The sequence below is a fragment of the Enterococcus sp. DIV0756 genome (genome assembly GCF_051710745.1).
In the GTDB taxonomy this organism is placed as follows: domain Bacteria; phylum Bacillota; class Bacilli; order Lactobacillales; family Enterococcaceae; genus Enterococcus_A.
Genome location: NZ_JBIOLF010000001.1, coordinates 1,416,935 through 1,442,561 on the forward strand (window position 1 = coordinate 1,416,935; position 25,627 = coordinate 1,442,561).

A 25,627-nucleotide genomic window follows, 5' to 3' on the forward strand; every position below is an offset into this window, starting at 1 on the left:
ACGATTCCTACAAAGAAAGGGAGTACGCGCAGTGGCAGAAAAAAAGAAACAAGAAGTTGAAGAAGAATTAGAAGAAGTCGAATCGGCAGAAACAGAGTCGACTGAAAAAGAAGCGGAAGACATTGATATTCCAGAAGTTTCGGAAGTTGAAGAATTGACAAACAAGTTCAATGAGATGGAAGACAAATTTTTACGAGCTCGTGCTGAGATCGCAAATATGTCCAACCGCAACAAGAACGAGCGTGAACAGTTAGTTCGCTATCGTTCACAAGATCTTGGTAAGAAATTGTTGCCAGCGATCGACAATCTAGAAAGAGCCCTAGCAACTGAGGTCACTGACGATCAAGGCGCTAGCCTGAAAAAAGGGGTAGAAATGGTCCTTGAAAGTTTAACCGTTGCATTAAAAGAAGAAGGTATCACAGAAATCAAAGCAGAAGGCGAAACTTTCGATCCGAATTTGCATCAAGCAGTGCAAACTGTTCCAGCTGAGGGCGAAGTGAAACCTGAAACAATTGTAAATGTGCTGCAAAAAGGGTATCAGCTGCATGATCGCGTATTGCGTCCAGCAATGGTGATCGTAGCTCAATAAATATATAAACTACTAAATTAAACATATAATGGAAAAGGAGATTTTCAACTATGAGTAAAATTATCGGTATTGACTTAGGTACAACAAACTCTGCTGTCGCTGTCTTAGAAGGCGGAGAAGCTAAAATCATTACTAATCCAGAAGGAAATCGTACAACACCATCTGTTGTTTCATTTAAAAATGGCGAAATCCAAGTCGGTGAAGTAGCAAAACGTCAAGCAGTGACAAACCCACACACAATTTCATCTATTAAACGTCACATGGGTGAAGCTGGATATAAAGTAGAAGCAGATGGCAAATCTTATACACCTCAAGAAATTTCTGCAATGGTATTACAATACATTAAAGGTTTCGCAGAAGATTACTTAGGTGAAAAAGTTGAGAAAGCCGTTATTACAGTTCCTGCTTACTTCAATGACTCACAACGTCAAGCAACAAAAGACGCTGGTAAAATTGCTGGTTTAGAAGTTGAACGTATCGTTAACGAACCAACTGCCGCAGCATTAGCTTATGGATTAGATAAAACAGATAAAGACGAAAAAATCTTAGTATTTGACCTTGGTGGTGGTACTTTCGACGTTTCAATCCTTGAATTAGGAGACGGCGTATTTGACGTATTATCTACAGCTGGAGACAACAAACTAGGTGGGGATGACTTTGATAACAAGATCATTGATTACTTAGTTGCTGATTTCAAACAAGCAAACGGAATTGATCTTTCTAAAGATAAAATGGCAATGCAACGTTTGAAAGATGCTGCTGAAAAAGCGAAAAAAGACTTATCAGGTGTTAGCTCAACGCAAATCAGCTTACCATTTATTACCGCTGGTGACGCTGGTCCATTGCACTTAGAAACAACTCTTTCTCGTGCGAAATTTGACGAAATCACTGCTGATTTAGTGGAACGTACAAAAGCGCCAGTTCGTCAAGCATTGAAAGATGCTGGATTGTCACAATCTGACGTTGATGAAGTTATTTTAGTCGGTGGTTCTACTCGTATCCCTGCTGTTGTTGAAGCGGTACGTAAAGAAACTGGCAAAGAACCAAACAAATCAGTGAACCCAGATGAAGTAGTAGCAATGGGTGCTGCAATCCAAGGTGGGGTTATCACTGGTGATGTGAAAGATGTCGTATTACTAGACGTAACACCATTGTCATTAGGTATTGAAACAATGGGCGGCGTATTCACGAAGCTAATCGATCGTAATACAACGATCCCAACAAGCAAATCACAAGTGTTCTCAACCGCTGCTGACAACCAACCTGCAGTAGATATTCATGTGTTGCAAGGTGAACGTCCAATGGCTGCGGATAACAAAACATTAGGTCGTTTCCAATTGACAGATATTCCAGCAGCACCTCGTGGAATTCCTCAAATCGAAGTAACATTTGATATCGATAAAAATGGTATTGTTAATGTTTCTGCGAAAGACTTAGGAACACAAAAAGAACAAAAAATCACGATCAAATCTTCTTCAGGCTTATCAGACGAAGAAATCGAACGGATGGTAAAAGACGCTGAAGCAAATGCTGATGCCGACAAAGCTCGTAAAGAAGAAGTAGATCTACGTAATGATGTTGATGCTTTACTATTCTCAGTTGACAAAACTTTGAAAGAATTAGAAGGTAAAGTTGACGCGGATGAAGTGAAGAAAGCTGAAGATGCTCGTGATGAATTGAAAGCAGCAGTTGAAGCGAACGATATCGAAGAAATGAAAGCAAAACGCGATGCATTGAACGAAATCGTACAAAACTTAACGGTTAAACTTTATGAACAAGCAGCACAACAACAAGCAGAGGCTGATCCAAACGCAGCTCAAGGCGGCGCGGATGATGTCGTGGATGCTGATTTTGAAGAAGTTAACGATGACGACAAATAATTGATTCGTTACGAAAGGCCAAAGTCATCGCTTTGGCCTTTTTTCTTTCAAGATTGGTGATTCCTTTAGAAAAAATCTAAGAAAAGTATCGTATCGATTTTGAGTGTGATACAATACTAACGATTCTATGAAATTATGGAGGGAAGCCAATGGCTACAAAACGGGATTATTACGAAGTCCTTGGGGTGCAAAAGGGCGCTTCGGATGATGAAATAAAAAAAGCATATCGTAAGCTTTCCAAGCAGTACCACCCGGATATTAATAAAGAAGCTGATGCTGAAGAAAAGTTTAAGGAAATTTCTGAGGCTTATGAGATCCTAAGTGACCCGCAAAAACGTGCTGCTTATGACCAATACGGTCATGCAGGTACCGATCCAAACTTTGGTGCTGGCGGAGCAGGTGGCTTCGGAGGCGCTGGTGGTTTCGGCGGAGCAGGCGGTTTTGGATTTGAGGATATTTTTGAATCCTTCTTTGGCGGCGGTGGTTCACGTCAAGCGGACCCTAAGGCACCAAGACAAGGATCAGATTTGCAGTATTCGATCAACTTGGAGTTTGAAGAAGCTATTTTTGGTGTGGAAAAAGATATTAAATATAATCGCGAAGAAACTTGCCATACGTGTAACGGGAATGGTGCGAAGCCAGGAACACAACCAGAAGTTTGTCATAAATGTCATGGCTCAGGTTCAATCAATGTAGAACATCAAACGCCACTTGGCCGTGTAATGAGCCGTCAAACGTGTGATGTTTGTCATGGGACAGGTAAAGAAATTAAAGACCCTTGTCCAACTTGTCATGGTTCAGGTCATGAAAAACGTCCTCATACAGTCAAGGTGAAAGTTCCTGCTGGTGTAGAAGATGGACAACAAATGCGTCTAGCTGATCAAGGAGAAGCAGGTGTCAATGGCGGACCATATGGAGATTTATATGTGGTCTTTAAAGTAAAACAAAGTGATATCTTTGATCGTGATGGTGCAGAGATCTATTACACATTACCTCTAAGCTTCGTGCAAGCTGCGCTTGGTGATGAGATCAATGTTCCAACTGTTCATGGCGAAGTGAAATTGAAGGTGCCTGCTGGAACTCAGACAGGAGCGAAGTTTAGACTCCGCGGAAAAGGCGCACCAAGACTTCGTGGAAATACGAATGGTGATCAACAAGTAACGGTTAAGATCATTACGCCGAAGAATTTGAATGACAAGCAACGGGAAGCCTTGCGGGCATTTGCTGAAGCAGGTGGTCAAACCGTTAGCGAACAAAAAGAAGAAGGTTTCTTTGGCAAGGTGAAAGATGCTTTTGGCGGAAAGAAATAATTATGGAGACTCAATCAATTGACTGTTGATTGAGTCTCTTTTTTCTTTTACTATTAGGTTAAGAAGAGAATATGTGTTGAAGGAGGTTCATATGGATAAGTTAGACAAGTTATTTGATCGAATGACTAGAGACATGATGCATTATTTTATTGCAGGAGGACTCGCTGAACCTGATGGCCTTATTCGCACAGTCGAATTTTTTTTAAGCTTTGTTGATAAAGGGAAATTAAGTGATAAACTTTTGGACAAACAAGTGGTTAAAGAGGCATTAATCCATCACATGCCTCAACATATGCCATTATTTATTGATGAAAGCTTTTATGCTTATCAAATTTTATTGGATCTCTATAGTGCGCTGTATCACGAGAGAGTTATCACCGAAGAAGAGTGTAAAGAGATGCACTATTTTATTTATCTTAATAAAACGCCTTTTTTGACTCGTATGAGCAATCCAAATTATTGGTCAAAGGCTAAATTAGCGATTATGGACGAGTGGCGTGAAGGGAATTTTGACGTTGAAGATCCCTATAATGTGGAGCACTATGATCTCGAAGAAATGCCAAAGAAAACAATGCCCGACAATATTTTGGCGTTTCCTAAACAGAAGAAGGTTGAAAGTCGAAGGACAAGCTATCTTGTTCGAGTGGACCTAAAAGGGTACAAACCACCGATTTGGCGACGATTGAAGATACCGGCAGGGGTTACCTATGAGCAACTTCATCATATTCTTCAAATTAGTTTTGGATGGGAGAACAGTCATTTACACAGTTTCTTTGTTGATCGGACTAAGATGATTGGACCAAGTGACTTGGAAATGTCACAGTTTTCTGAAGAACGCAGGTTAATTGACGAAGATTTTCAAGAAGGTGCTAAAATCGAATATATTTATGATTTTGGCTGTGATTGGGAACACCAAATTATTGTTGAAAAAGTTCTTATGGATGAAGCTGTACGTTTTCAGTACGCGGTGTGCGTAAAAGCCAAGGGAGATACGCCTGTTGAAGATTCACGAGGAGAGGAAATTTGGCAGCCGTTTGATTTGGCGGAAATAAATTTAAAGCTTGAACAAGAAAGAGTCAATCGAAATTAATTAATAAAAAAGTCTGGAACTAAATTGTCCAGACTTTTTCATTTGTATCGAACTTCTATTTGTATGCTATTTTTGGTGGAACGAATCAGTCTCTAAAAATAAAGCGACGAAGACCATGGTATTTTTTTTCTTCTTGGATTGGCGAATTATCTGTGATTAACAGAGCGATCATGACATAACCAATCCAACTGTCACGGGAGTAGAGTACATATTTTGGCAACCATTCGTTGGCGTATTTGTCTTTGTATTCTTTTAGACCGCCGAAGGAATAGAAACGAGAACCAAAATTGTAAACCAAATAGGCAATTCGTTCTTGAGTAAAGCTTTTTCGAGATGTTCCTACGTTAGCTAACGGTGCCATTCCTAAATCGAAATACTTAATGTCCATTTCATCTCTCATGTATTGGAAAAGATTAATAAAAAGGAAATCCATCGTGCCGCTTGGGGCTCTTTCTGGGCTGTGACGCATTAAATCGATTGTTCCGATATCATCGGTATAAGTAGGCATAAAATTCGCAAAGGCTACGATGTTTTCTTCGCTATTTCTAATCACTGCAATGGGTGCTCGTTGCAGATAATCCTCTGAGAAGAAGCCTAGAGAAAAGCCTTTTTCCTTCCGTCCTCCTAACCACTCATCTGAAACTTCTTTTAAAGCATTCATTGTTTCAGTTGAGAAAGGAGGTTTTATAACATCAAATTGAAAACCTTCTTTAAGAACTTTATTAAAGCTGGCCCGTTGCCCCTTCATCTTCTTGCCGCTTAATGTAAAGTCTGGTAAATGAACATGGGCTCTTTCACCAAATTTGATGAAATCATAGCCAAATTCATGAAGAATCATGACCATCTCTTCGCTGTTCTCGTAAAAGACCGGCAGATAATTGTAGCGATCAACTTCATTGATTAAGGCCTCGGTTGCCGCTTCAAAGTCACTTGCTTTCCCTGAAGGATCACCCATAACTAAAATTTTATTGTTAAATGTTGATAATTGGAAGAATACCGTGTCTTCTTCTCCGTTGTTATAATAGAAAACCTTCTTATCCTTTAGGAAAACTAATTGACTATCAGCATTTCCGCCATAAGTCGATAGAATATGTTGAACACGTGGCTCGTCAATCTCTTCACCAACTTGAATGCGTTTGTTCTTCAAAAAGCGGATCAATAATAAGATAATGAAAGAAACCAGCAAAATAGCTACAAATCCGACAAACCAAATTTGTTCACTAGGGAATAAGAAAAATTCCGGTAAACGATGACGATGGTGAATTTTTGGGCTGTTATAAACGCCGATAATAATATAGAGGAACGTTAAGCTACCCATAATAATACCATCGATAGTGACCCATTCAGCAGAGTAGACAAGCTGTTCTCTAAATAATTCGTTTTTCGAAAAAATAACAAAAAGCAACAGCATGGCGAGGAAAACGCCCGTTGAAAAACGGAATCCAGCTAGTAATGAATAAAGAAAGGTCAGAGTCACAATTACGATCGTAGGAACATAAGCTCTTTTAACCCGCGCAGCAATTCCACGACCTGATACAATCAACAAGAAGCCTAATAGTATGGCTGGAAAGACTACGATTACACGTGAATGAATAGGGTTTAATCGTTGTAAGAAAGGCAGGCGAATGAATGCCTCGGGTATTGTTGCTGATAAAACTAGCATGCTTCCAGTAAAGTAGAGTAAGAGAACTTCGAATTTATGTGCTAATTCTTTTAATAAACTAATCGGAATTCCTTTGTAACGTGTATTGATCGTTGTACCGATATTTTTGAAAAAGAAAATCAAGCCAATCGCAAAAGGAATTAGGTAGTAAAATAGTCGGAAAAGTAATAGCCATGCCACGACGGTTTCACGCGGCGTTCCTAAAGCAGACAGGCCGATGATCATCATCAGGTCAAAACTGCCCAATTCTCCGGGAATCATCGATGCGATCCCGATTACAGTCGCTGCAATAAATAACGGAACAACATCACGAATGCTTACTTGGACGCCCATCAACAGCCCAATCGAAATGAAGCTAGCCAATGCACCAGTCCATTCTAAAAAGGAGGTCGCAATTAGCTCAAAACGATGCGAACTCTTTAGATCGCCAAGGTATTCGCCTTTGCCGAAGAGGCTTAAGCAGAAAATGATCGGAAAGTATAACCCGCCTCCTATTAGCCATATCCAATATTGACGTAAATATTGATTATGATCATCAAACATCACTAGGAAAAAGGAAATCAACGCATAAATGGATAAACCAGACATTGTAAAAACTAGAATTTTTGATAAGGCTTGAACAACTTTTTTTCCGGAGGTCTGTTTGCCGTAAAACTCTGATCGCAATCCGGCACTAATCACTCCACCAAAACCTGCTATGTTATTTAAAGTGTTAACAAGCCAGCTTGTTTCGAAGACATAGAGTTTTTTTGGTTTTTGTCCCAAGATGTTATTTAGGGTAAAGTCATAGCCGATCATCGGAATTATAGAGACTAATCCGATCACTGCCATCAAAAGAATGTTCCAAATGCTGATTTCGCTTAAGAGTGTTGAAAGCTGTTCAAATGATATTTTTTTCGCAATATTTGATAATTCAAAAAAGACAATTATAATAACAGAAATCAAAAAAATTGTTTTAATTTTACTTAAATGAGTTTTGACCCATTCGATAAACTTTTCCATCAAATTACTCCTCACCGATTAAAAATTGTAGGACTTCCTGATTGAAACGTTTTGGATTTCTACGTGCAAACATGTGCCCTTGACCAGAAACAATTGCAAAACTCGCATTTGGTATTGAACGAGCAATGTACATTGAATGCTGTGTTTTAATTGAGTCGTGTTTTCCCACGATAACTAAGGTGGGGGCCTTAATTTTATTCAGATCCTCAGTGGATAACCCGATGTCGCGGAAAAGCAGACGCAGAATAGGTAAGAAATTACGCATCCCCGTATCGATAAATGAACCGACCCAAACAATGGCATACTGCACGTAACTTAGAAGGTGGTAAAGCGTTCGAACGCCGCTGGGAACGGTATTTCCGGCATTCAAAATCAAATGATCCACCTTGTCAGGGAAGAGTCGTGCAAAGACCATTGCCAAATTGGCACCGTCGCTAAAACCCAGGAGATCGGCACAGTTAAGCTCTTCTTGTTCCATGATAGCAGCGAGATCCTCTGCCATTAATTGGAAACTTGTTTCTTTTTGCGTATTCGTCGAACGTCCATGTCCACGGCTATCCACGACATAAACATTAAAATGCTTGCTAAAACTGTTTAGTTGTTTCGAAAAGTATCTGCCGCTTCCGCCGTTACCATGAAGCAGAAAGAGTGCTGGACCTTCTCCGTATTTTTCATAATAAATTTCTGAACCATCGCTCATTTGAGCAATTTTCTTTTCATTTTTCACAACATCACCTACCAGACTTAAGTATACCGATTTTTTTGTTTCTTGCACATTAATTTAATTGTTGAACGAAATGAAAACTTTAGAATGATTAATTAAATATAAAACTATCATTTTTTTCTTTTAAATGATCTTGCGACTCTTGTAGTATGGTTAGAGATAAAAGAAGACAGATAGGTAGATTTCATGTTAAAGATAATTGGAAAGCTTTTAAAAATAATGATTATATGTGCAATTTTAGTGACCGTAGTGGTCGGTGGGTTGTTCACAGTTCGAATCTATAAAAATACAAATACGGTCAATGGTTATCGCAATGACGTTCAAGTTTTGGCAGAACAAGCAGGTGTGGGAGACTACACGGATGTTATTTTAGGTATCATGTATACTGAATCAAAGGGTCAAGGGACAGACTTGATGCAAAGTTCTGAAAGTGCGTATGGCAGTCGTGGGAAAATTATTAGTCAACAGGAGAGCATCGAAAGCGGTGTTAAGCATTTTGCGGAAAGTTACAAACAAGCAAAAGCGGCGGGGTGTGATCTTAACACAGCCATTCAAGCATACAATTTTGGGACCAAATATATACAGTACGTCCAAGAACATGGTGGTAAAAACAGTGTAGAGCTTGCAGAAGAGTACTCGCGGGACGTTCTATCACCAGGATACGGAAATGATCAGCAACACACATATCGTTACATGCAACTACAGTCAGTGTTATACAACGGCGGGTACTTATATCAAAACGGTGGGAACATGTTTTACGCAGAAATTGTACAAATGAACAAACGGTTCATTACGATGTTTCAAAGGTTTCAAAATAGTTAAAATAATGAGCGGAAAGCTTGTAATAATAAAGAAATATGCTAAAATGATAGACGTATAAGTTTGTCTAAAAAAATCGCGCTGATCGAGAGATGAATTAGGGCGATTTTTTACGGCTGTTATCATATTTTTTGGGAATTGGGGTGAGGTTTTTTTGGCGCAAAGAATTCCCCAACAAGTGATTGATGAGGTTCGTGAAAAAACAAATATCGTTGAGGTCATTGGGCAATATGTTCAATTGAAAAAATCCGGTAAAAATTATTTGGGACTGTGTCCATTTCACGAAGAGAAAACTCCGTCATTTTCGGTTGCTGAAGACAAGCAGATTTTTCACTGTTTTGGTTGTGGTAAAGGCGGCAATGTTTATACTTTTTTGCAAGAGCTAGAAGGAATTAGTTTTCCAGAAGCAGTAAAAAAAGTTGCCGACATGGAACAAATTCCTTTAGGTATTGAGATTTCTAGCGAGCCAGTAAATCAAACGTCGACAGGACAGCAGCAGTTGATTGCTTTGCATGAACGGACACGTGATCTGTATCATCATTTGTTGATGAATACGAAGGTTGGCGAAACGGCGTTAGAATATCTTCATGAACGTGGACTGAGTGATGAACTGATCAATGAATTTAAGATCGGATTCGCACCTAGTCAACGAAATTTCTTAGTTCAAGTAGCTCAGCAAGACAAGGTTAATGCTGAGTTAATGGAACGTAGTGGATTGTTTATTCGCCGAGACGACGGCAGCTTTAGTGATCGTTTTTATCAGCGCGTGATGTTTCCACTGAATGATTTTCGCGGAAAGCCGATTGGTTTTTCGGGACGTTTGTTGAAGACAAAAGACTTTCCCGGAGAAGACCAACCAAAATATCTGAATTCTCCTGAGACAGAGTTATTTAATAAACGACAGGTTTTATTCAACTTTGATAAAGCGCGTAATGAAATTCGCAAGCAAGGTGAAGCGATCCTTTTTGAAGGCTTCATGGATGTATTAGCTGCTTGGCAAGCGAATATCAAAATCGGTTTAGCTTCCATGGGAACAAGTTTGACAGAGCAGCAAATTGCAGCAATCGAACGTGTGACCAACCAAGTAGTCATCGCTTACGATGGTGACGATCCTGGACAGGCCGCTACAGACCGCGCTTTGACGATTTTAGATGCACATAGTCGTTTGAATTTAAGTACTGTTACTGTACCGGAGAAGCTCGATCCAGATGAGTATTTGCGGAAATACGGTGTGACTGAGTTGCAGAACTTATTGCAACATGGCCGTCAGACACCGTTTGCATTTAAGATGCATTATCGCAAAAAAGGCTTAAATTTGGATAATGAATCAGATCGCTTGAATTACCTAGAGGTCCTGATGCAAGACTTGGCAAAAGTACAGTCTCCTGTAGAACAAGATTTGTATTTAGGTCAACTAGCCAACGAGTTTCATTTAACGCGAGAAAGCTTAAAACAGCAGCTGCAAATGGTTCGACAGACTTTGCGAACCGAACGACGTCAACAGCAGGTGCCAATTTCTCCAGTTCCGACTCAAACGGTTAGAAAGGTCCTGACCAAAGAAGAAAAAGCCGAACGAATGCTGCTGTATCGTAGTATGAATGAAAGTTCGATTCGCGAACAATTAGTGCAATCGGAATTTCAATTCATCCATGACCAGTATCAAGAATTGCTTCTTTACTTAGATAGTTATATGATGGTTCATGGAAATTTTGTTTTAGCGGACTTCCTGAACTATTTAAAAGAGGACGAGATGAAGCAGTTAGTCATCGACATCTCTATGATATCCATGTCAGAAGATAGTAATGAGCGGGAAATCTATGATCTGATGCGGGTAATCTCCCAATCTAGCATTGCTGAGGAAATCAAACAACGACAAGAAGAGCAGCTCGAGGCTAGAAAAAGTGGAAACCAGCAACGGGAATTAGAATTGACCGTGCAAATTATCGAATTGACGAAACGCTTGAAACAAGCCTAGAAGTGAAAGGGGCATTTATTTTATGGCAGATGTAAAAAACAAAAAAGAGTACGAAAAAGCTTTAGCAGCCTTCATTAAGGAGAAAAAACCTTTAGGACAGGTAGTCTACGATGAGTTAACCAATCGTTTGGCGACACCTTATGAATTAGGTGCGGAAGCAATGGATCAATTGATCCAAAAAGTCGAAGACGCTGGTATCAGTGTTGTTGATGAAAATGGTGAACCTTCTAAGGCTAGCTTGAAACAAAATGAAGAAACTGCAAAAGCCGCACAAAAAGAAGATTTATCGGCCCCAACTGGCGTTAAGATCAATGACCCAGTTCGTATGTATTTAAAAGAAATCGGACGCGTTTCATTGTTGACTGCGGAAGAAGAAGTTGAACTTGCATTATTGATCGAACAAGGTGATCAAGAAGCAAAACAACGTTTAGCAGAAGCAAACTTGCGTTTAGTTGTAAGTATCGCAAAACGTTATGTGGGACGCGGAATGCAATTCTTAGATTTGATCCAAGAAGGAAATATGGGCTTGATGAAGGCAGTTGAAAAATTTGATTATCGTAAAGGATTCAAATTCTCGACTTATGCGACATGGTGGATTCGTCAGGCGATTACTCGTGCGATTGCTGACCAAGCACGTACGATCCGTATTCCAGTTCATATGGTTGAAACTATCAATAAATTGATTCGTGTACAACGTCAATTATTACAAGATTTAGGCCGGGAACCAACGCCAGAAGAAATTGGTGCTGAAATGGACTTGCCAACTGAAAAGGTTCGTGAAATCTTAAAGATCGCTCAAGAGCCGGTTTCTTTGGAAACACCGATTGGGGAAGAAGACGATTCTCATTTAGGTGACTTTATTGAAGACCAGGAAGCAACGAGTCCTGCTGAACATGCCGCTTCTGAAATGTTGAAGGAACAATTGGAAGATGTGTTAGATACTCTTACTGACCGTGAAGAAAATGTTTTACGTCTACGTTTTGGCTTAGACGATGGCAGAACACGAACATTGGAAGAGGTTGGTCGTGTGTTTGGCGTTACCCGTGAACGGATTCGTCAGATTGAAGCGAAAGCTTTGCGTAAATTGCGTCATCCATCTCGCTCTAAACAATTGAAAGACTTTTTAGAATAAAAGCGTTAAGCTCCTCGAGGGATTCCTTGAGGAGCTTTTTATATAGAGAAAGAGCGACTAACCTTCCTCGATTCATCAATCTCAAAATGTATATGGAATTTATTATTTTTGATTAATTCGCTCGAAAATTGCTTGGAACATCCCTAAACATATGATAGATTAAAGCATATGATTGAAAAAAGGAGCCGATTTCATTGCAAAAATGCCCTAACTGTGGGTTTGAACCAGTTGAAGGACATTTAACTTGTCCGAATTGTGGTTTTTCTCTACAGTTAAATGATCAAGAAAATACCAAAGATGTCACTGATAAAAATGATACAATCGAATGGTCTGATCTAGCGGATATGCCAATTGAATCTGTGCAAAAAATGTTTAAGGATAATGAGGATAAAATGAAAGAAGAGAATTCAAACGAAACAATTGAAGAAACTCCAGAAATGAATCCGATTTTGGCGCAGTATATTCGTGAACATAAGGATGACCTTAACGAATCCGATAAAAATGAAATAGAAACGAACTCTGAAGAAGCCGTTGAGGCGGACTCAGTCAATGAAGATGAAATTGAAATTTCAGAGGAAAAAGAAGCCGTTGCTGCAGAAACGCAAGAACCTGTTTCTGAAGAAATTGTAGAGGAAAAAGAAGCAGAAGCTGGAGAACCGATTGAAAAGGATGAGGTGATCGAAGAAGCAGAAGTTTCCTCTGATAAAACAATCGTTGATTCGAAAGAAGAAGCATTGCTTGATCCTGCTATTCCTTATGAGGAAGAAAACGTAAAATCTGATTCTGATGAGAGGGAAAAAGAGTTGGCAGACACTGTGCCGACTGATGGATCTGGTGGCAATCACCTTCCACCAAACAATCCACGTCCCACTGAAGAAAAACCAAAGAAAAGCCGTAAAAAGATGTATATTACGCTAGCGGCAATCGCTGTTTTGGGTATTGGCGGTGCCTACTATTATCAGCACGAGAAAGAAGTTGAGGCGCAACGCGTCGCAACTGTAAAAAAAGAAAATAAAGCTCTTGATTCGATCGAAGAAAGTATCAATGGTTATTACACGGACGATCAGCATACGTTTCTACTTGCTGAAAAGGTGAATCTTAATCCTGGCAAAATCGACGAGGAACTGTCTAAGTATAAAGATCATAAGCGTTATGAGGATCTGAAAAAGGACTATGATGAGCTGACAAACAAACAGAAAGCTGAACAATCAGTGAACCAACTATTTACAAGTGCAGCGATTAATGGAAATAAGGTTGCAGAGAAGCCGCTCTTGAAGGCTGCTGAACCAGTGAATCTAACCGTTAATACAGGTGATAAAGCGTTTGATGATTTAATGAATCAAGCAATCAACAATGCAAAAGAACAGTATGACAAAATTGACGTTGCCAAAAAAGCAACAGATGGATTATTGAAAGATGGAAGCGTCGTTGACTCTGTCAATCGTGATCAATACAATAAGGCCAATGATGCAGTTAAAGCGGTGGCTAATCAAGCGTTAGTGCAGACTCAAAAGGATGAATTAACGAAAGTCGATCAAGTCTTGAAGGACAAAGAGAAAAAAGCGGCTGAAGAAAAGGCCGCAGCTGAAAAAGCAGCTCAAGAAAAAGCCGAGCAAGAAAAGGCGGCTCAAGAAGCTCAAAACAAACCTTCTTCCAACACTAGCCAGGCAGGTGACACCAGCAGTGATGCCTATGCATGGGCGCCAGGAGTGAAAGAAAAGGTTATCCAAACGTGTATTTCACGAGGGTACATCGTGGAAGGTGGGTACAGCTTGGAACCGGTGAAGGTTGAAAATGGCGAAGGCTATTATAATTTGTATGCCACTTCCAATCGTGCTTCTTTGACGAAGGGCTATTCAGATAGCGATTTACCGATGTATTTAGTAACAATCAACTGTAAAACAGGTTGGTTTAAAGGCAACGGTCCAAATTAAAAGAAAATCAAGGCTGGAAAGAAAGTTTTCTTTCCAGCCTTAGTCATGAGCTGTGGTAAAATATGATAGGCGGATGTAATGTTTTTCAGATTTGATGATGAAAAATAGATAAAGTGAAAGCAAAAGGAGCAACAAGTATGAATGAATTATTAGGTCAAGTTTTTACAGGGTTGATCATTGATGAAAATGACACAATGTATTTAGTGCAAAAAAACGGAGTCACTTTCCGTTTATTAAAAACTGAGAATGACGCTCACAAAATTGGCGACTCGGTTGAAGGGTTCGGCTACGTGAATCAAAAGAAGGAAGCCATTTTTACTACTTTGATTCCGCAAGTTCGAATCGGTCATTATGCATTTGGCGAAGTGACAGATGTTCGTCGGGACCTAGGCGTTTTTGTGAATATCGGGTTACCTGATAAGGACATGGTTGTTTCTTTAGATGAAATGCCTAGTATGAAAGAATTGTGGCCTAAAAAAGGCGATCGCTTGATGATCAGCATGCGCGTCGATGAAAAAGATCGGATGTGGGGTGTTTTAGCCGATGAGGCGATCTTTCATTCATTAAGTCGTGCAGGAAATGCAGAAATGCAGAATGAGAATAAAAAAGGCACGGTCTATCGTCTAAAAGTTGCTGGTTCTTATTTAATTACCGATGATTTTTACATCGGTTTTGTCCATCCTTCTGAACGTTATCAAGAACCGCGATTAGGTGAAGTCGTTGAAGCGCGTGTAATTGGTGTTCGTCCAGATGGTGTGTTGAATATGTCTTTGAAACCACGCAGCTACGAAATGATCAATGATGATGCAGCGATGATTTTAACGATGTTGCAAAGAAATGCAAATCATACGTTGCCTTACTGGGATAAGTCTGCTCCTGAAGTGATCAAAGAAGCTTTCGGGATCAGTAAAGGTCAGTTTAAGCGAGCAATTGGGCATTTATTAAAAGAAAAATTGATTGAACAAAGTGAAGGTCAGATTCGATTAAAGGGCTAATTGAGAATGTCCTTGCATAAATAAAGGTGATAAACTATAATAATTCTAAGAAAAACGGCAGTCACATTGTTGGTTGTTTAGAATTATTCTAAATTAGATAGAGGAGGGCTCTCTTGAACGCAATCCTAGCCTTACAAAAAACCAAAAAACAACTTCATGATTCTGGATTCAAGTTGACGCCTCAGCGCGAAGCGACCGTTCTCGTTTTATTGGAAAATGAAAAAGATCATTTATCAGCGGAGGAAATTTATTTTTTAGTAAAGAAAAAAAGTCCGGAAATCGGCTTAGCAACTGTTTATCGTACATTAGAAATTTTAACAGAATTGCAGATTGTCAATAAGATCAGTTTTGATGATGGCTTAGCCCGCTATGATCTTCGCAAAGAAGGGGCAGAGCATTTTCATCACCACTTGCTGTGTCTTGAATGCGGGAATATTGAAGAGATCGAAGAAGATCTTCTTGGTGAGGTAGAACGTGTAGTTGAATCACGGTATCATTTTTTAGTTAAGGATCACCGTTTGACATTCCATGGCATTTGTCAAACTTGCCAAGAAAAAAAAGAAGCATAAGGCTTCTAGCTTGAAATGGATTAAGTTATAATTAATTTATATAGTCCCTTGCAAAGATACGTGCTATCATTTCAAGGGACTTTTTGTTATGATAAGGCGAAAGTGGTGAGAACATGGATGATCAAATAACCGAATATTTGCATTATTTAACGATCGAACGGGGGCTTTCGGAGAATACTCGTGTGAGTTATCAAAGGGACCTTCACCAGTATTTGTCGTTTCTGCAGGAGCAGGGAGTAACCGAATGGCAAGCAGTCGATCGTTATATCGTTGTGGCTTTTTTGGCAAGTTTAACAGAGGCAGGCAAGGCATCCACGACAATAACGCGAATGATTTCTAGCTTGCGCCGATTTCATCAGTTTTTACGTCAAGAGCGTTACACGGATCATGACCCAATGCAACATATAGACAGTCCCAAAAAGGCTCAAAAACTACCTCAGACGCTTTCTTTAGCGGAGGTTGAACGATTGATCGCTGCTCCAGATACAACAACAGATTTAGGGATTCGGGATCGAGCGATTTTAGAAGTAATGTATGCCACAGGTTTACGAGTGAGCGAGCTGATCGGACTAAAACTTGGCGATATCCATTTAGAAATGGGGTTATTACAAACTGTTGGGAAGGGTGACAAAGAGCGGATCGTGCCCCTTGGCGACTATGCGATTCATTGGCTGGAGCGCTACTTAACAGAGGTGCGCCCATTATTAACGAAAAAAACACCTAATGAGCCCTTTCTATTTGTCAATAACCACGGTCACGGAATGAGTCGACAGGGAATTTGGAAAAACCTAAAGCAATATGTGATTAAAGCTGAGATTACTAAGGATGTTACTCCTCATACGTTGCGTCATAGCTTTGCGACGCATTTGCTAGAAAATGGCGCGGACTTGCGAACTGTTCAGGAGCTTTTAGGTCATGCTGACATTTCGACAACTCAGATCTATACACATATTACTAAACGAAGAATGACCGAAGTCTACAAAGAATTTTTCCCACGGGCTTGACAGGAGGAGAAAGAATGCTTAGTCAGTATCGAAAAAATCAACGGAAAATTGCCATGGGACTTTTAAGCTTCCATGAAAGCTTGAAGGATCACCAGCATTTGCTAAAAGAAATTGATACATATGAAGAGGATGATCGTTATCAGCTTTACTGCTATTACGATGAGCATTCTGATAATGTTCAGGGTGTTATCGGAATCAGTCAATTGGAAGATCAAGAAATTGTTTTGCATGATATCAGTTTAAATCCCTCTTATCGTGGGGAAGGTGTGAGCCGAAAAATGATGGTGGAATTACAAGCGCTGTATCCAGGGCAAAAAATAATTGGGACACCAGCAACGTCTGCCTTCTTAGCAAAATGGCAGGAGCATAAGTGAGGGTAAAATGGAAACAATTAGTTTGAAATTAGATGTTTTTGAAGGGCCGCTGGACTTATTGCTGCACCTGATTCAACAACTGGAAATTGATATTTACGATATCCCGATAGCGGAAGTGACGGAACAATACATGAATTTCATTCATGCGATGAAGACATTGGAACTTGAAGTAGCAGGAGAATACCTAGTTATGGCTGCAACTTTGATGTCGATCAAAAGTCAAATGCTTTTACCGAAACCTGAATTAGCGTTTGACTATGATGACGAAGAAGGTGAAGATCCACGAGAAGCCTTGGTCCAACAACTTTTGGAATATCGGAAATATAAATATGCGGCTTCTGTTTTATCAGAAAAGGAACAAGAACGAAGCTTGTTTTACACTAAGGCGCCCATGGACCTATCTGAATATGAAGAAGAAATTTTACCTTTACCCAAAAATCAATTGAATACAATTGATCTTTTCTTGGCCTTGCATGATGTTCTGCAACGAAAGAAAAGAAATCAGCCAATGGAAACAACAGTGACCGCTGAAACGATCACTGTCGATCAAAAAGTGACTGAGATTGGTCAGAGGTTAGACAAACTCCCCGAGAATGAAGGTTTGCCGCTGGAGTCTTTTTTTGTGCAATACACGAAGGATGAAATGATCACAACCTTTATGGCATTATTGGAATTAATGAAGAAGGGCCAAGCCACCGCGACTCAGGAAGAAACCTATGCACCAATTTTGATTTTTAAAGGAGTCAATATATGAATCAATTAAGTCAAATCGAAGCGATGCTTTTCGTGGTAGGTGAGGAAGGAATAAGTTTAGAAGAATTAGCTTTCACGTTGAAAAGACCAACCCCGGAAATCTATCAGAATATTATTGATTTAAGGGAATCCTATGAGGAAAATGAGACGTCTGCGCTTACTTTATTAGAAGTAGGCAATCATTTTGTTTTAAGTACAAAAAAGAAATTTGCTCCACTACTAAAAGAATTTGCTCGTTCACCGATGGCTAATCGATTAAGCCAAGCGGCACTTGAAACACTATCAATCATTGCCTATAAACAGCCAGTGACACGATCAGAAATTGATGAGTTGCGCGGCGTCCAATCAAGTGGAGCGGTTCAAACGCTGGTAGCACGACAGTTAATTGAAGAAAAGGGTCGTGTTGATGGACCAGGTAGGGCGATTTTATATGGAACCAGTGCTTACTTTATGGATTACTTCGGGCTTAAGGATATCGAAGAATTGCCGGATGTACAGAAGATGGAAGCAGATTTAGCAGATGAAGAAGAACCATTGGATTTGTTTTATGATCGTTTTAAAGAAGAGGATGGACAATAAATGGAGAGATTACAAAAAGTTATCGCCCACGCAGGGATTGCCTCGCGTCGTAAAGCCGAAGAATATATTACTGGCGGACGTGTTAAGGTAAATGGCGAAGTGGTGAAAGAGTTAGGAACAAAAGTAGGCAAAAAGGATATTGTTGAAGTCGACGGTGTGCCAATTTACCAAGAAGAGCCCGTCTATTACTTGTTTTACAAACCTCGAGGAGTGATCTCGGCCGTTAGCGATGATAAAAATCGCAAGGTCGTAACGGATTATTTTGCTGCTGTTCCAGAAAGAATCTACCCCGTAGGACGCTTGGATTACGATACGTCAGGTATTTTACTATTAACAAATGATGGTGATTTTTCACAACGATTAGCGCATCCTAAGCACCAAATCGACAAAGTTTATGTAGCAAAAGTAAAAGGCTTCGCAGAAAAAAGAACGCTTTTACCTTTGACAAAAGGAATTCGCATCGAAGGAAAGAAAACAGCTCCGGCTCGTTTTGAAATTCTCTCGACAGATAAAAAAGCGGAAACAAGTATCGTTGAACTGACAATTCATGAAGGCCGTAATCATCAGGTCAAAAATATGTTAGCTGCAGTGGGGCTACCGGTCCAAAAATTGAAACGTGAACGCTATGGTGACTTAACTTTACAGGGATTACGCCCTGGAGAATATCGTCGTTTGAATACTAAAGAAATCAACACTTTATTGAACCAATCAAAATAGAAAACCATTTACTTGTTTTTTGATAGTAAACTTGTTATAGTAATTACACAATAAAAAATAATTTAAGGTTCGTCTTCAGGGGCAGGGTGAAAATCCCGACCGGCGGTGATAGTCCGCGAACTGCGCAAGCAGCCGAATCGGTGAGATTCCGATACCGACAGTACAGTCTGGATAAAGAAGATAGAGCTTATTTGAGTGAGATCGTATTCAAGTAACTCTATGCTTTTTTCTGAAGCATAGAGTTTTTTTGCGTCGAAGTCTGACTCAAATAGTTCGATGAAGATGATTCCGAAACGGAGGATTTCACATGAAGAACTTACGGTTACAAAAAATGACAGCAGTAGCAGTGGCAGCAGCAATGGGACTAATATTACAATTTATCGCTTTTCCCATTCTCCCGATGTTCCCTTTTCTAAAGTTGGACTTTAGCGATATTCCAATTTTGATTAATATGTTTATCTTTGGACCATTGACAGGAGTTGCGACAGCTTTCATTCGATCATTGCTGCATTTGACGATGACCGGTTTTTCAATCGACAACTTGATTGGAGATTTTGCCAGTTTCTTCGCTTCAACCTTGTATACATTACCGATTTTTCTAATGTTTAGAAAAAGAACAACCTCGAAACGTATTATGGGTCTTGGTTTAGGTATTTTGGCCATGACGCTATTCATGAGTGTGGCAAATTACTTTGTCATCACACCGCTCTATCTAAAAGTTTTTGGACTTACAGCAGGACAAATGCTAGGAATGAGCATGGGACGCTATATCTTAGTTGGTATCGTGCCCTTCAATATCCTTAAAGGAGTCTTTGTCAGCACTGTTTTCCTAGCGTTGCATGCGAAGCTGCTTCCTTGGTTATCGAAAAAAACGATGACTTCGCAGCATCATTCAGTATAATTCAAAAAATCTCAGACACGTTTGTCTGAGATTTTTTTTATGAATATTGATAGTATTCGTGAACTTTTTTTAAATATGTTATTATGAATTTTGATATAAGATGGCATGAGAGGGACAACGTTTTGCAGACTGAATGACAGCTGCTTGGTGTTCTTCAGGAATGAATTCGTGGGTCGCTTCAGACTCTCCCAAAAAAAGGACCAGTCCATCATCGGTATAATCAAATATTTCGGGAGCGATCGTCTGACATAAACCGCAGGCGATGCAACGCTCAGGAATAATTTCACATTTCATTTTTTCACCTTCCACAGGAGATTTTACTATGACTTTTTTTATTCTAACGTTATTTCAGACAGGCTACAAGATAAGAACCTCGACATTGTATCATTTATTGGTCGGGAAGAGAACGAGCTCTGTTTTGCTACACGGTTTTTTTTACAATAATCTGATTTATTTAGGGGCTCTACCAACCTTGAAGGAAGCAATTTTCCAAAAGGAACTTCAGAACTTGGTTGCTGCTGGCTGGATTACCATAAATGAAGGCTTTGGGCAATTGACACAGCAAGGTAGAGAACAATTATCTGAAAAAAACTTTGATCTGGTTGGCTTGAATAATTTACGTTATGGTAGAATGCGGGAAGATTCTTGGCAGTTGATTCTTTTTGCTGTACAAGTTCTCAGCTATTTATCTTATAGTGAAAAAGACTATCTGCCGATTGAAAATCGACCGTTCTATTTGCAGCAGCTCAAAAAATGGTTAACAAGGTCACAGCCTCACTTGATTGAACGTTTCCAAAAAGAATTGCAAACGATCTTTAAGCAACTGCCAGTCGAAGAGGCTGATTTCTTGGCGAATCAATTTTCAGGTTATGGCTTTCAAGGCAAGACGACTTTTCAATTACTGCCAGCGAAGTATCAAGATGAACCGTGGAATCAACTTTATCGTCAACATGCGATTGATCTTTTTTTAGCACAAGTTAAAAAGGGAGAGCTAGCAAGATTGATTTCAACGTTGGATCAACAAAATCTTAATAAAAGTATGTTAAAAACAAGAGAATTTTTTTTAGCAGGTAAGACAGAAACAGACATTTTAACATTAAGACATTTGAAACAGGGAACGATCAATGATCACTTTATTGAATGGGCATTAATGGAGGAGACCTTTCCCTTTAAACGATTCCAATTGCTTGATTTCAGTCATCTGAGTATTGAACAAGTAATTGACCAGCACTATCAAGAATACGATGTTCCGTATTTAAGTTTTCGATTGTCCCAAATCTATCACTTAAGGAAATTTACATGGAATTGAAGAGACTATTAAAAGAAAAATTTCATCATGATCAGTTCAGACCTGGACAACAGGAGATTATTGAAACGATTTTAGCTGGAGAATCCGCTTTGGGGATGCTGCCGACGGGAACTGGGAAATCATTGTGTTACCAATTACCAGGTTACCTACTAGAAGGAACAGTAATCATTATTTCACCATTGATTTCTTTAATGGAGGATCAAGTGACTCAGTTGCAACGACTTGGAGAAAAACGAGCGGTAGCGCTAAACAGCCTACTCTCATCTTGGGAAAAGCAATGGATTTTAAGTGAACTTCATAATTATAAATTTATTTTCATGAGTCCCGAAATGTTCTTGGGGGCGGATGTTCAAAAAGCGCTAAAGTCTGCTAAGCTAGCCTTGATTGTAGTTGATGAGGCGCATTGTATTTCGCAATGGGGAATTGATTTTCGCCCGGAATATTTAAAGCTAGCTGACGGGATTAAGTTTATTGGTACTCACTTAGTATTGGCATTAACAGCAACGGCCACACCAGAGGTTCGAAGAGATATTCAACGGCTGTTATTTAAGGAAGAACCTGCGAAGGAATTTATTTATTCTGTTGATCGTCCGAATATCAGTTATTTTGTCTACCAAGAGAACAAGCTGGAAAAATTACGGGGGTTGATTGAAACCTTAGAAGGATCAGGAATTATCTATTGTGCTACCCGGAAGAAAGTTGAAGAGTTGTATCAAATGTTTAAGCACCAACAAGCGATTGCTTACTATCATGGCGGTCTTAGCGGACAGGAACGACGAATGCTTCAGCAGCAGTTTCTAGAAAATGATCTGAGGATTTTAATTGCGACGAATGCATTTGGCATGGGAATCAATAAAGAAAATATCCGTTTTGTGATCCATTATGATTTACCAGACTCACCAGAGAATTATTTGCAAGAAGTCGGCCGTGCGGGGCGAGATGGCCTAGCGAGTCAAGCAATTTTACTCTATGAAGCAGGCGATGAGCATATCCATCATTTTCTTCAGGAACAAACCGATCAATCGAAGAAATTATTTGAGATTAAGCAAAAAATGAGTGATCTAGTTTTTGAAGACCCATTAATAAAAAAGTGGGAACAGTTTTTTCCTAATGAAAGTGTGCGGTTGATGGATTTATTAAGTCAACGTGGAAGAACCAAAAAGGTTCAATTACAAAAAATGTTGGACTATATTTCTACTAACGAGTGTCGAAGAACCTTTTTGATCGCTTACTTTGGTGAAGAATTATCTGAAAAAAGCAAAAATTGCTGCGACAATGACGGGGCTATATTGAAAGTAAAAGCAGGAAAACACTCGTCGGGGGAAGAACAACTTCCGTGGGAAAAAATTCTTCAAAAAATTTTTAAAAATGATGAGAAAGATTGAAAATTGGCGCCACATTTTCAAGAGCTATGGTATAATACATGGCGATAGCATTTAGGAGGTTAGAGAAATTGAGTAGAAAAGATCGCTATAACGATACGAACAACGAACCGTGGGATCAACATATTTACGAATCTGATAGTGAAGAAGAAACTTATTCACGCAGCCAGTCTCGTCGTAGTGGTGGTGGCAATAAAGGTGGCGGAAATACGAAATTCTTGACGATTCTAGTCGCGTTATTATTAGCCCTTATTTTGATTCCAGCTGGTGCCTTTTTCTGGATTACTCGTGACAACGACAAGCCAGCAGCCTCTCCTGAGAGTACTACTCAGGTATCTAAGGTTTCTTCAACAGAAAAATCAAGCACCAAAGAAAGCAGCACAGAAGAAAGTACATCTACGTCTGAATCAGAACAAGATCAACAACAACAGCAACAGCAACAAGCCGCTGATCAGCAAGCACAGCAACAAGCTGCAGCTGAATCTCAGGCAGCCGCAGAGGCGCAAGCAGAAGCATCACGTTCTGCCGCAGCAGCTGCACAACAAACAACACCATCTTCAAGTACTACAAACGATGCAAACGCACAATACGGTACGGTTCAATCAGGTGAAGGTCCGCAACAAATCGCAGGCCGCTATGGTTTAAGTGTAGATGAATTCTTACGACTGAATGGGATGGATAGAAGCAACTTCTATTTTGATCCAGGTCAGCAAGTGCGTATTAAATAATTTGAATACTTTGCCGTAATCGCTAGCGATTACGGCTTATTTATTGAAAAGAGGCAGAACATGGAAAAAATTTCAATTGCAATCGACGGGCCTGCATCATCTGGTAAAAGCACAGTGGCCAAAATCTTAGCGAATGATTTTCATTTTATTTATGTAGATACAGGCGCGATGTATCGCGCCGTGACATTTTTAGCCATCAAACATAATGTCGCATTTTCAGATGAAGCGGGTTTAGCGGAATTAACAAAAAAATATCCGATCACCTTCAAGCAATCGGCACATGGACAACTTGTCTTTGCTGATGACGAAGAAATTACCCAAGCGATTAGACAGCCTGATGTGACTGGAGCTGTTTCTGAGGTGTCGGCACACGGAAAAGTTCGTGAGGAATTGGTCGAAGCGCAAAGACAGCTAGCCCAAGCCGGTGGAATTGTTATGGATGGACGAGATATCGGTACAACTGTTTTGCCACAGGCAGAAGTAAAGATCTTTCTAGTCGCAAGTGTTGAGGAACGGGCACAACGCCGCTACAAAGAAAATCAGGAGAAAGGCATCAAAATGGATTTTGAAGCGATCAAAGAAGCGATCGCCAAACGGGACTATTTGGATTCCCATCGTGAGGTTTCACCCCTTGTTCAAGCCACAGATGCTGAATTGGTCGATACGACTGGAATGTCGATTGAACAGGTAGTAACGAAGATTAAAGCGGTCATCCACTCAAAAGGTTTCTAAATTTTGGATAAAAACGATAAATAAAGCGGATTTCTTTCAAATTTTTAGAAAAAAAGAAGAAATCGCTTTATTTTTCATGTGGATTATTCTAAAATAGAACATGTAGTGTATTTTACGCAGAATTGTTGGTAAGGAGGACAAACGACATGACAGATTTAGAACAAAATTCGATGGACAACGAGAATGTTTCCATGGAAGCAGCAATGGAAAATGTGTATGAAGTTCAAGTTGGCGATATTGTTAAAGGTGAGGTGCTTGCCTTAGAAGATAAACAAGTGATCGTCGGTATTGAAGGCGCCGGAGTAGAAGGTGTTGTTCCAGCAAAAGAACTTTCGACACTACCTGTTGAAGATATCAATGAAGAAGTCAAGGTTGGCGATATTCTTGATTTAGTCGTTATCTCTTCTATCGGAAAAGACAAAGAAAATGGCAGTTATCTCCTTTCTAAACGCCGTTTAGACGCGAAAAAAGTTTGGGAAGATATTGAGAAAGAATTCCAAGATGGAAAAATCATTGAAGCACCTGTTACTAGCAGCGTTAAAGGCGGCTTAGTTGTTGATGTCGGTGTGCGCGGTTTTGTGCCAGCGTCAATGATCGATGATCATTTCGTAGATGATTTTTCAGCATACACTGGAAAAACATTGAAATTTAAAATCATTGAAATCGAACCTTCAGAAAATCGTTTGATTTTATCTCATAAAGCAGTTGTTGAAGCAGAAAAAGCTGAGAAGAAAAAAGAAATCTTATCAGAACTTTATGAAGGACAAGTCATTAAAGGACAAGTTGCTCGTTTGACAGACTTCGGAGCCTTCATCGACCTTGGTGGTATCGATGGCTTGGTTCACGTGTCAGAAATTTCTCATAGCCATGTGGCAAAGCCTGCTGATGTATTAAGCGTTGGCGATGAAGTAGAAGTTCAAGTACTTTCAGTTGATCCAGAAAAAGAACGGATTTCATTGTCGATTAAGGCCAATCTGCCTGGTCCTTGGACAGATATCGAAGAAAAAGCGGCTCCAGGTTCTGTACTTGAAGGAACGGTGAAACGTTTGACCAGTTTTGGTGCATTCGTGGAAATCTTCCCTGGTGTCGAAGGTTTGGTACACATTTCTCAAATCTCTCACAAACATATCGCAACACCGCATGAAGTATTACATGAAGGTGATCAAGTTCAAGTGAAGGTTTTAGAAGTACATCCTGAAGATCATCGGGTAGCTCTTTCGATTAAAGCGTTAGAAGAAAAGCCTGAGGAAGCAAAAGCAGAACCTGCTGAAGAAGAAACGTATGAATTACCAGAAGAAAACACTGGTTTTACCATGGGTGATATCTTAGGCGATGCTTTGAATGAAAATTCAGAAGAACAAGAATAGAGTGTATTGAAGGCGTGCTTTAGCACGTCTTTTTTGTCCGATTTGATGATCATTTTAAAGGGACACCTGATATTTTAATGAAAATCGCTCCTTCTCTTG

Annotated in this window: 24 protein-coding genes and 1 riboswitch; of the genes, 21 read left to right on the plus strand and 3 right to left on the minus strand. The window is 39.7% G+C overall.

Annotated elements, in window-relative coordinates; genetic code table 11:
• Positions 1 to 31: 31 nt before the first annotated feature.
• The 4 genes from grpE (at position 32) to IGI44_RS06870 (ending at position 4,869) form a co-directional block, all read left to right on the plus strand.
• Positions 32 to 589 carry a nucleotide exchange factor GrpE gene (gene grpE / locus IGI44_RS06855; RefSeq protein ID WP_438787036.1) on the plus strand — a complete coding sequence of 186 codons (558 nt, stop codon included), beginning with the start codon at positions 32 to 34 and terminating at the stop codon, positions 587 to 589.
• A gap of 50 nt (positions 590 to 639) precedes the next feature.
• A complete protein-coding gene (dnaK, locus tag IGI44_RS06860) occupies positions 640 to 2,469 on the plus strand; it encodes a molecular chaperone DnaK (protein WP_216406882.1) in 1,830 nt (609 codons plus the stop codon).
• A gap of 149 nt (positions 2,470 to 2,618) precedes the next feature.
• Positions 2,619 to 3,779, plus strand: a complete 1,161-nt coding sequence (dnaJ, locus tag IGI44_RS06865) for a molecular chaperone DnaJ (protein WP_438787037.1) — start codon at positions 2,619 to 2,621, stop codon at positions 3,777 to 3,779.
• A 91-nt stretch (positions 3,780 to 3,870) separates the two neighbouring features.
• Complete coding sequence (locus IGI44_RS06870) at positions 3,871 to 4,869, plus strand: plasmid pRiA4b ORF-3 family protein (protein WP_438787038.1); 999 nt, start codon at positions 3,871 to 3,873, stop codon at positions 4,867 to 4,869.
• Between the two features lie 85 nt (positions 4,870 to 4,954).
• Here the strand turns inward: IGI44_RS06870 and mprF are convergent, their stop codons facing one another.
• Together mprF and IGI44_RS06880 are read right to left on the minus strand one after the other, a co-directional pair.
• Positions 4,955 to 7,534 (minus strand): bifunctional lysylphosphatidylglycerol flippase/synthetase MprF, encoded by a 2,580-nt coding sequence (gene mprF, locus IGI44_RS06875; protein ID WP_438787039.1) that lies wholly within the window; start codon positions 7,532 to 7,534, stop codon positions 4,955 to 4,957.
• A gap of 4 nt (positions 7,535 to 7,538) precedes the next feature.
• Entirely contained in the window at positions 7,539 to 8,261 is a 723-nt protein-coding gene (locus IGI44_RS06880) for an alpha/beta fold hydrolase (RefSeq protein WP_438787040.1), read from the minus strand.
• Between the two features lie 183 nt (positions 8,262 to 8,444).
• Here IGI44_RS06880 and IGI44_RS06885 point away from each other — a divergent pair, with 183 nt between their 5' ends.
• The 12 genes from IGI44_RS06885 (at position 8,445) to IGI44_RS06940 (ending at position 20,010) form a co-directional block, all read left to right on the plus strand.
• Complete coding sequence (locus IGI44_RS06885; protein WP_438787041.1) at positions 8,445 to 9,080, plus strand: lysozyme family protein; 636 nt, start codon at positions 8,445 to 8,447, stop codon at positions 9,078 to 9,080.
• Between the two features lie 151 nt (positions 9,081 to 9,231).
• Positions 9,232 to 11,052: a DNA primase gene (gene dnaG / locus IGI44_RS06890; protein ID WP_438787042.1), complete on the plus strand. Its 1,821-nt coding sequence runs from the start codon at positions 9,232 to 9,234 to the stop codon at positions 11,050 to 11,052.
• A gap of 22 nt (positions 11,053 to 11,074) precedes the next feature.
• A complete protein-coding gene (gene rpoD / locus IGI44_RS06895; RefSeq protein WP_438787043.1) occupies positions 11,075 to 12,184 on the plus strand; it encodes an RNA polymerase sigma factor RpoD in 1,110 nt (369 codons plus the stop codon).
• Between the two features lie 194 nt (positions 12,185 to 12,378).
• Complete coding sequence (locus IGI44_RS06900; protein WP_438787044.1) at positions 12,379 to 14,118, plus strand: cell division site-positioning protein MapZ family protein; 1,740 nt, start codon at positions 12,379 to 12,381, stop codon at positions 14,116 to 14,118.
• Between the two features lie 137 nt (positions 14,119 to 14,255).
• Positions 14,256 to 15,113 (plus strand): CvfB family protein, encoded by an 858-nt coding sequence (locus IGI44_RS06905; protein ID WP_438787045.1) that lies wholly within the window; start codon positions 14,256 to 14,258, stop codon positions 15,111 to 15,113.
• Positions 15,114 to 15,226: 113 nt separating this feature from the next.
• Positions 15,227 to 15,682, plus strand: a complete 456-nt coding sequence (gene fur, locus IGI44_RS06910; protein WP_438787046.1) for a ferric iron uptake transcriptional regulator — start codon at positions 15,227 to 15,229, stop codon at positions 15,680 to 15,682.
• A gap of 113 nt (positions 15,683 to 15,795) precedes the next feature.
• On the plus strand, positions 15,796 to 16,686 hold the full coding sequence (xerD, locus tag IGI44_RS06915) for a site-specific tyrosine recombinase XerD (protein WP_438787047.1): 891 nt from the start codon (positions 15,796 to 15,798) through the stop codon (positions 16,684 to 16,686).
• Between the two features lie 14 nt (positions 16,687 to 16,700).
• Positions 16,701 to 17,060 (plus strand): GNAT family N-acetyltransferase, encoded by a 360-nt coding sequence (locus IGI44_RS06920; protein WP_438787048.1) that lies wholly within the window; start codon positions 16,701 to 16,703, stop codon positions 17,058 to 17,060.
• A 7-nt stretch (positions 17,061 to 17,067) separates the two neighbouring features.
• Entirely contained in the window at positions 17,068 to 17,814 is a 747-nt protein-coding gene (locus IGI44_RS06925) for a segregation/condensation protein A (protein WP_438787049.1), read from the plus strand.
• The gene (gene scpB, locus IGI44_RS06930) at positions 17,811 to 18,392 is read left to right on the plus strand and encodes an SMC-Scp complex subunit ScpB (protein WP_438787050.1); all 582 of its coding nucleotides are present in this window, start codon (positions 17,811 to 17,813) and stop codon (positions 18,390 to 18,392) included. The genes IGI44_RS06925 and scpB overlap by 4 nt, the downstream gene beginning before the upstream one ends.
• Positions 18,393 to 19,109 carry a pseudouridine synthase gene (locus tag IGI44_RS06935; RefSeq protein ID WP_438787051.1) on the plus strand — a complete coding sequence of 239 codons (717 nt, stop codon included), beginning with the start codon at positions 18,393 to 18,395 and terminating at the stop codon, positions 19,107 to 19,109.
• Between the two features lie 67 nt (positions 19,110 to 19,176).
• A riboswitch (FMN riboswitch) is annotated at positions 19,177 to 19,295 on the plus strand.
• A gap of 121 nt (positions 19,296 to 19,416) precedes the next feature.
• The gene (locus tag IGI44_RS06940; RefSeq protein WP_438787052.1) at positions 19,417 to 20,010 is read left to right on the plus strand and encodes an ECF transporter S component; all 594 of its coding nucleotides are present in this window, start codon (positions 19,417 to 19,419) and stop codon (positions 20,008 to 20,010) included.
• Positions 20,011 to 20,091: 81 nt separating this feature from the next.
• Here the strand turns inward: IGI44_RS06940 and IGI44_RS06945 are convergent, their stop codons facing one another.
• The gene (locus IGI44_RS06945) at positions 20,092 to 20,304 is read right to left on the minus strand and encodes a ferredoxin (protein ID WP_438787053.1); all 213 of its coding nucleotides are present in this window, start codon (positions 20,302 to 20,304) and stop codon (positions 20,092 to 20,094) included.
• A 28-nt stretch (positions 20,305 to 20,332) separates the two neighbouring features.
• Between IGI44_RS06945 and IGI44_RS06950 the strand changes: the two genes are divergently transcribed.
• The 5 genes from IGI44_RS06950 to rpsA all read left to right on the plus strand — a co-directional run bounded on the left by IGI44_RS06950 (position 20,333) and on the right by rpsA (position 25,528).
• Positions 20,333 to 21,319 carry a helix-turn-helix domain-containing protein gene (locus IGI44_RS06950; protein ID WP_438787054.1) on the plus strand — a complete coding sequence of 329 codons (987 nt, stop codon included), beginning with the start codon at positions 20,333 to 20,335 and terminating at the stop codon, positions 21,317 to 21,319.
• A complete protein-coding gene (locus tag IGI44_RS06955) occupies positions 21,310 to 22,704 on the plus strand; it encodes a RecQ family ATP-dependent DNA helicase (RefSeq protein ID WP_438787055.1) in 1,395 nt (464 codons plus the stop codon). Before IGI44_RS06950 ends, IGI44_RS06955 begins: the two co-directional genes overlap by 10 nt.
• A gap of 68 nt (positions 22,705 to 22,772) precedes the next feature.
• Positions 22,773 to 23,429 (plus strand): LysM peptidoglycan-binding domain-containing protein, encoded by a 657-nt coding sequence (locus IGI44_RS06960; protein WP_438787056.1) that lies wholly within the window; start codon positions 22,773 to 22,775, stop codon positions 23,427 to 23,429.
• Positions 23,430 to 23,489: 60 nt separating this feature from the next.
• Complete coding sequence (gene cmk / locus IGI44_RS06965) at positions 23,490 to 24,161, plus strand: (d)CMP kinase (protein WP_438787057.1); 672 nt, start codon at positions 23,490 to 23,492, stop codon at positions 24,159 to 24,161.
• A 146-nt stretch (positions 24,162 to 24,307) separates the two neighbouring features.
• A complete protein-coding gene (rpsA, locus tag IGI44_RS06970) occupies positions 24,308 to 25,528 on the plus strand; it encodes a 30S ribosomal protein S1 (RefSeq protein WP_438787058.1) in 1,221 nt (406 codons plus the stop codon).
• The last annotated feature ends 99 nt before the right edge of the window (positions 25,529 to 25,627 follow it).

Coding starts and splice junctions, on each gene's coding strand:
- dnaK (WP_216406882.1), top strand. CDS start 640: ATGAGTAAAATTATCGGTATTGACTTAGGTACAACAAACTCTGCTGTC.
- dnaJ (WP_438787037.1), top strand. CDS start 2,619: ATGGCTACAAAACGGGATTATTACGAAGTCCTTGGGGTGCAAAAGGGC.
- IGI44_RS06870 (WP_438787038.1), top strand. CDS start 3,871: ATGGATAAGTTAGACAAGTTATTTGATCGAATGACTAGAGACATGATG.
- mprF (WP_438787039.1), bottom strand. CDS start 7,534: ATGGAAAAGTTTATCGAATGGGTCAAAACTCATTTAAGTAAAATTAAA.
- IGI44_RS06885 (WP_438787041.1), top strand. CDS start 8,445: ATGTTAAAGATAATTGGAAAGCTTTTAAAAATAATGATTATATGTGCA.
- rpoD (WP_438787043.1), top strand. CDS start 11,075: ATGGCAGATGTAAAAAACAAAAAAGAGTACGAAAAAGCTTTAGCAGCC.
- IGI44_RS06905 (WP_438787045.1), top strand. CDS start 14,256: ATGAATGAATTATTAGGTCAAGTTTTTACAGGGTTGATCATTGATGAA.
- xerD (WP_438787047.1), top strand. CDS start 15,796: ATGGATGATCAAATAACCGAATATTTGCATTATTTAACGATCGAACGG.
- IGI44_RS06920 (WP_438787048.1), top strand. CDS start 16,701: ATGCTTAGTCAGTATCGAAAAAATCAACGGAAAATTGCCATGGGACTT.
- IGI44_RS06925 (WP_438787049.1), top strand. CDS start 17,068: ATGGAAACAATTAGTTTGAAATTAGATGTTTTTGAAGGGCCGCTGGAC.
- scpB (WP_438787050.1), top strand. CDS start 17,811: ATGAATCAATTAAGTCAAATCGAAGCGATGCTTTTCGTGGTAGGTGAG.
- IGI44_RS06935 (WP_438787051.1), top strand. CDS start 18,393: ATGGAGAGATTACAAAAAGTTATCGCCCACGCAGGGATTGCCTCGCGT.
- IGI44_RS06940 (WP_438787052.1), top strand. CDS start 19,417: ATGAAGAACTTACGGTTACAAAAAATGACAGCAGTAGCAGTGGCAGCA.
- IGI44_RS06945 (WP_438787053.1), bottom strand. CDS start 20,304: ATGAAATGTGAAATTATTCCTGAGCGTTGCATCGCCTGCGGTTTATGT.
- IGI44_RS06950 (WP_438787054.1), top strand. CDS start 20,333: ATGACTTTTTTTATTCTAACGTTATTTCAGACAGGCTACAAGATAAGA.
- IGI44_RS06955 (WP_438787055.1), top strand. CDS start 21,310: ATGGAATTGAAGAGACTATTAAAAGAAAAATTTCATCATGATCAGTTC.
- cmk (WP_438787057.1), top strand. CDS start 23,490: ATGGAAAAAATTTCAATTGCAATCGACGGGCCTGCATCATCTGGTAAA.
- rpsA (WP_438787058.1), top strand. CDS start 24,308: ATGACAGATTTAGAACAAAATTCGATGGACAACGAGAATGTTTCCATG.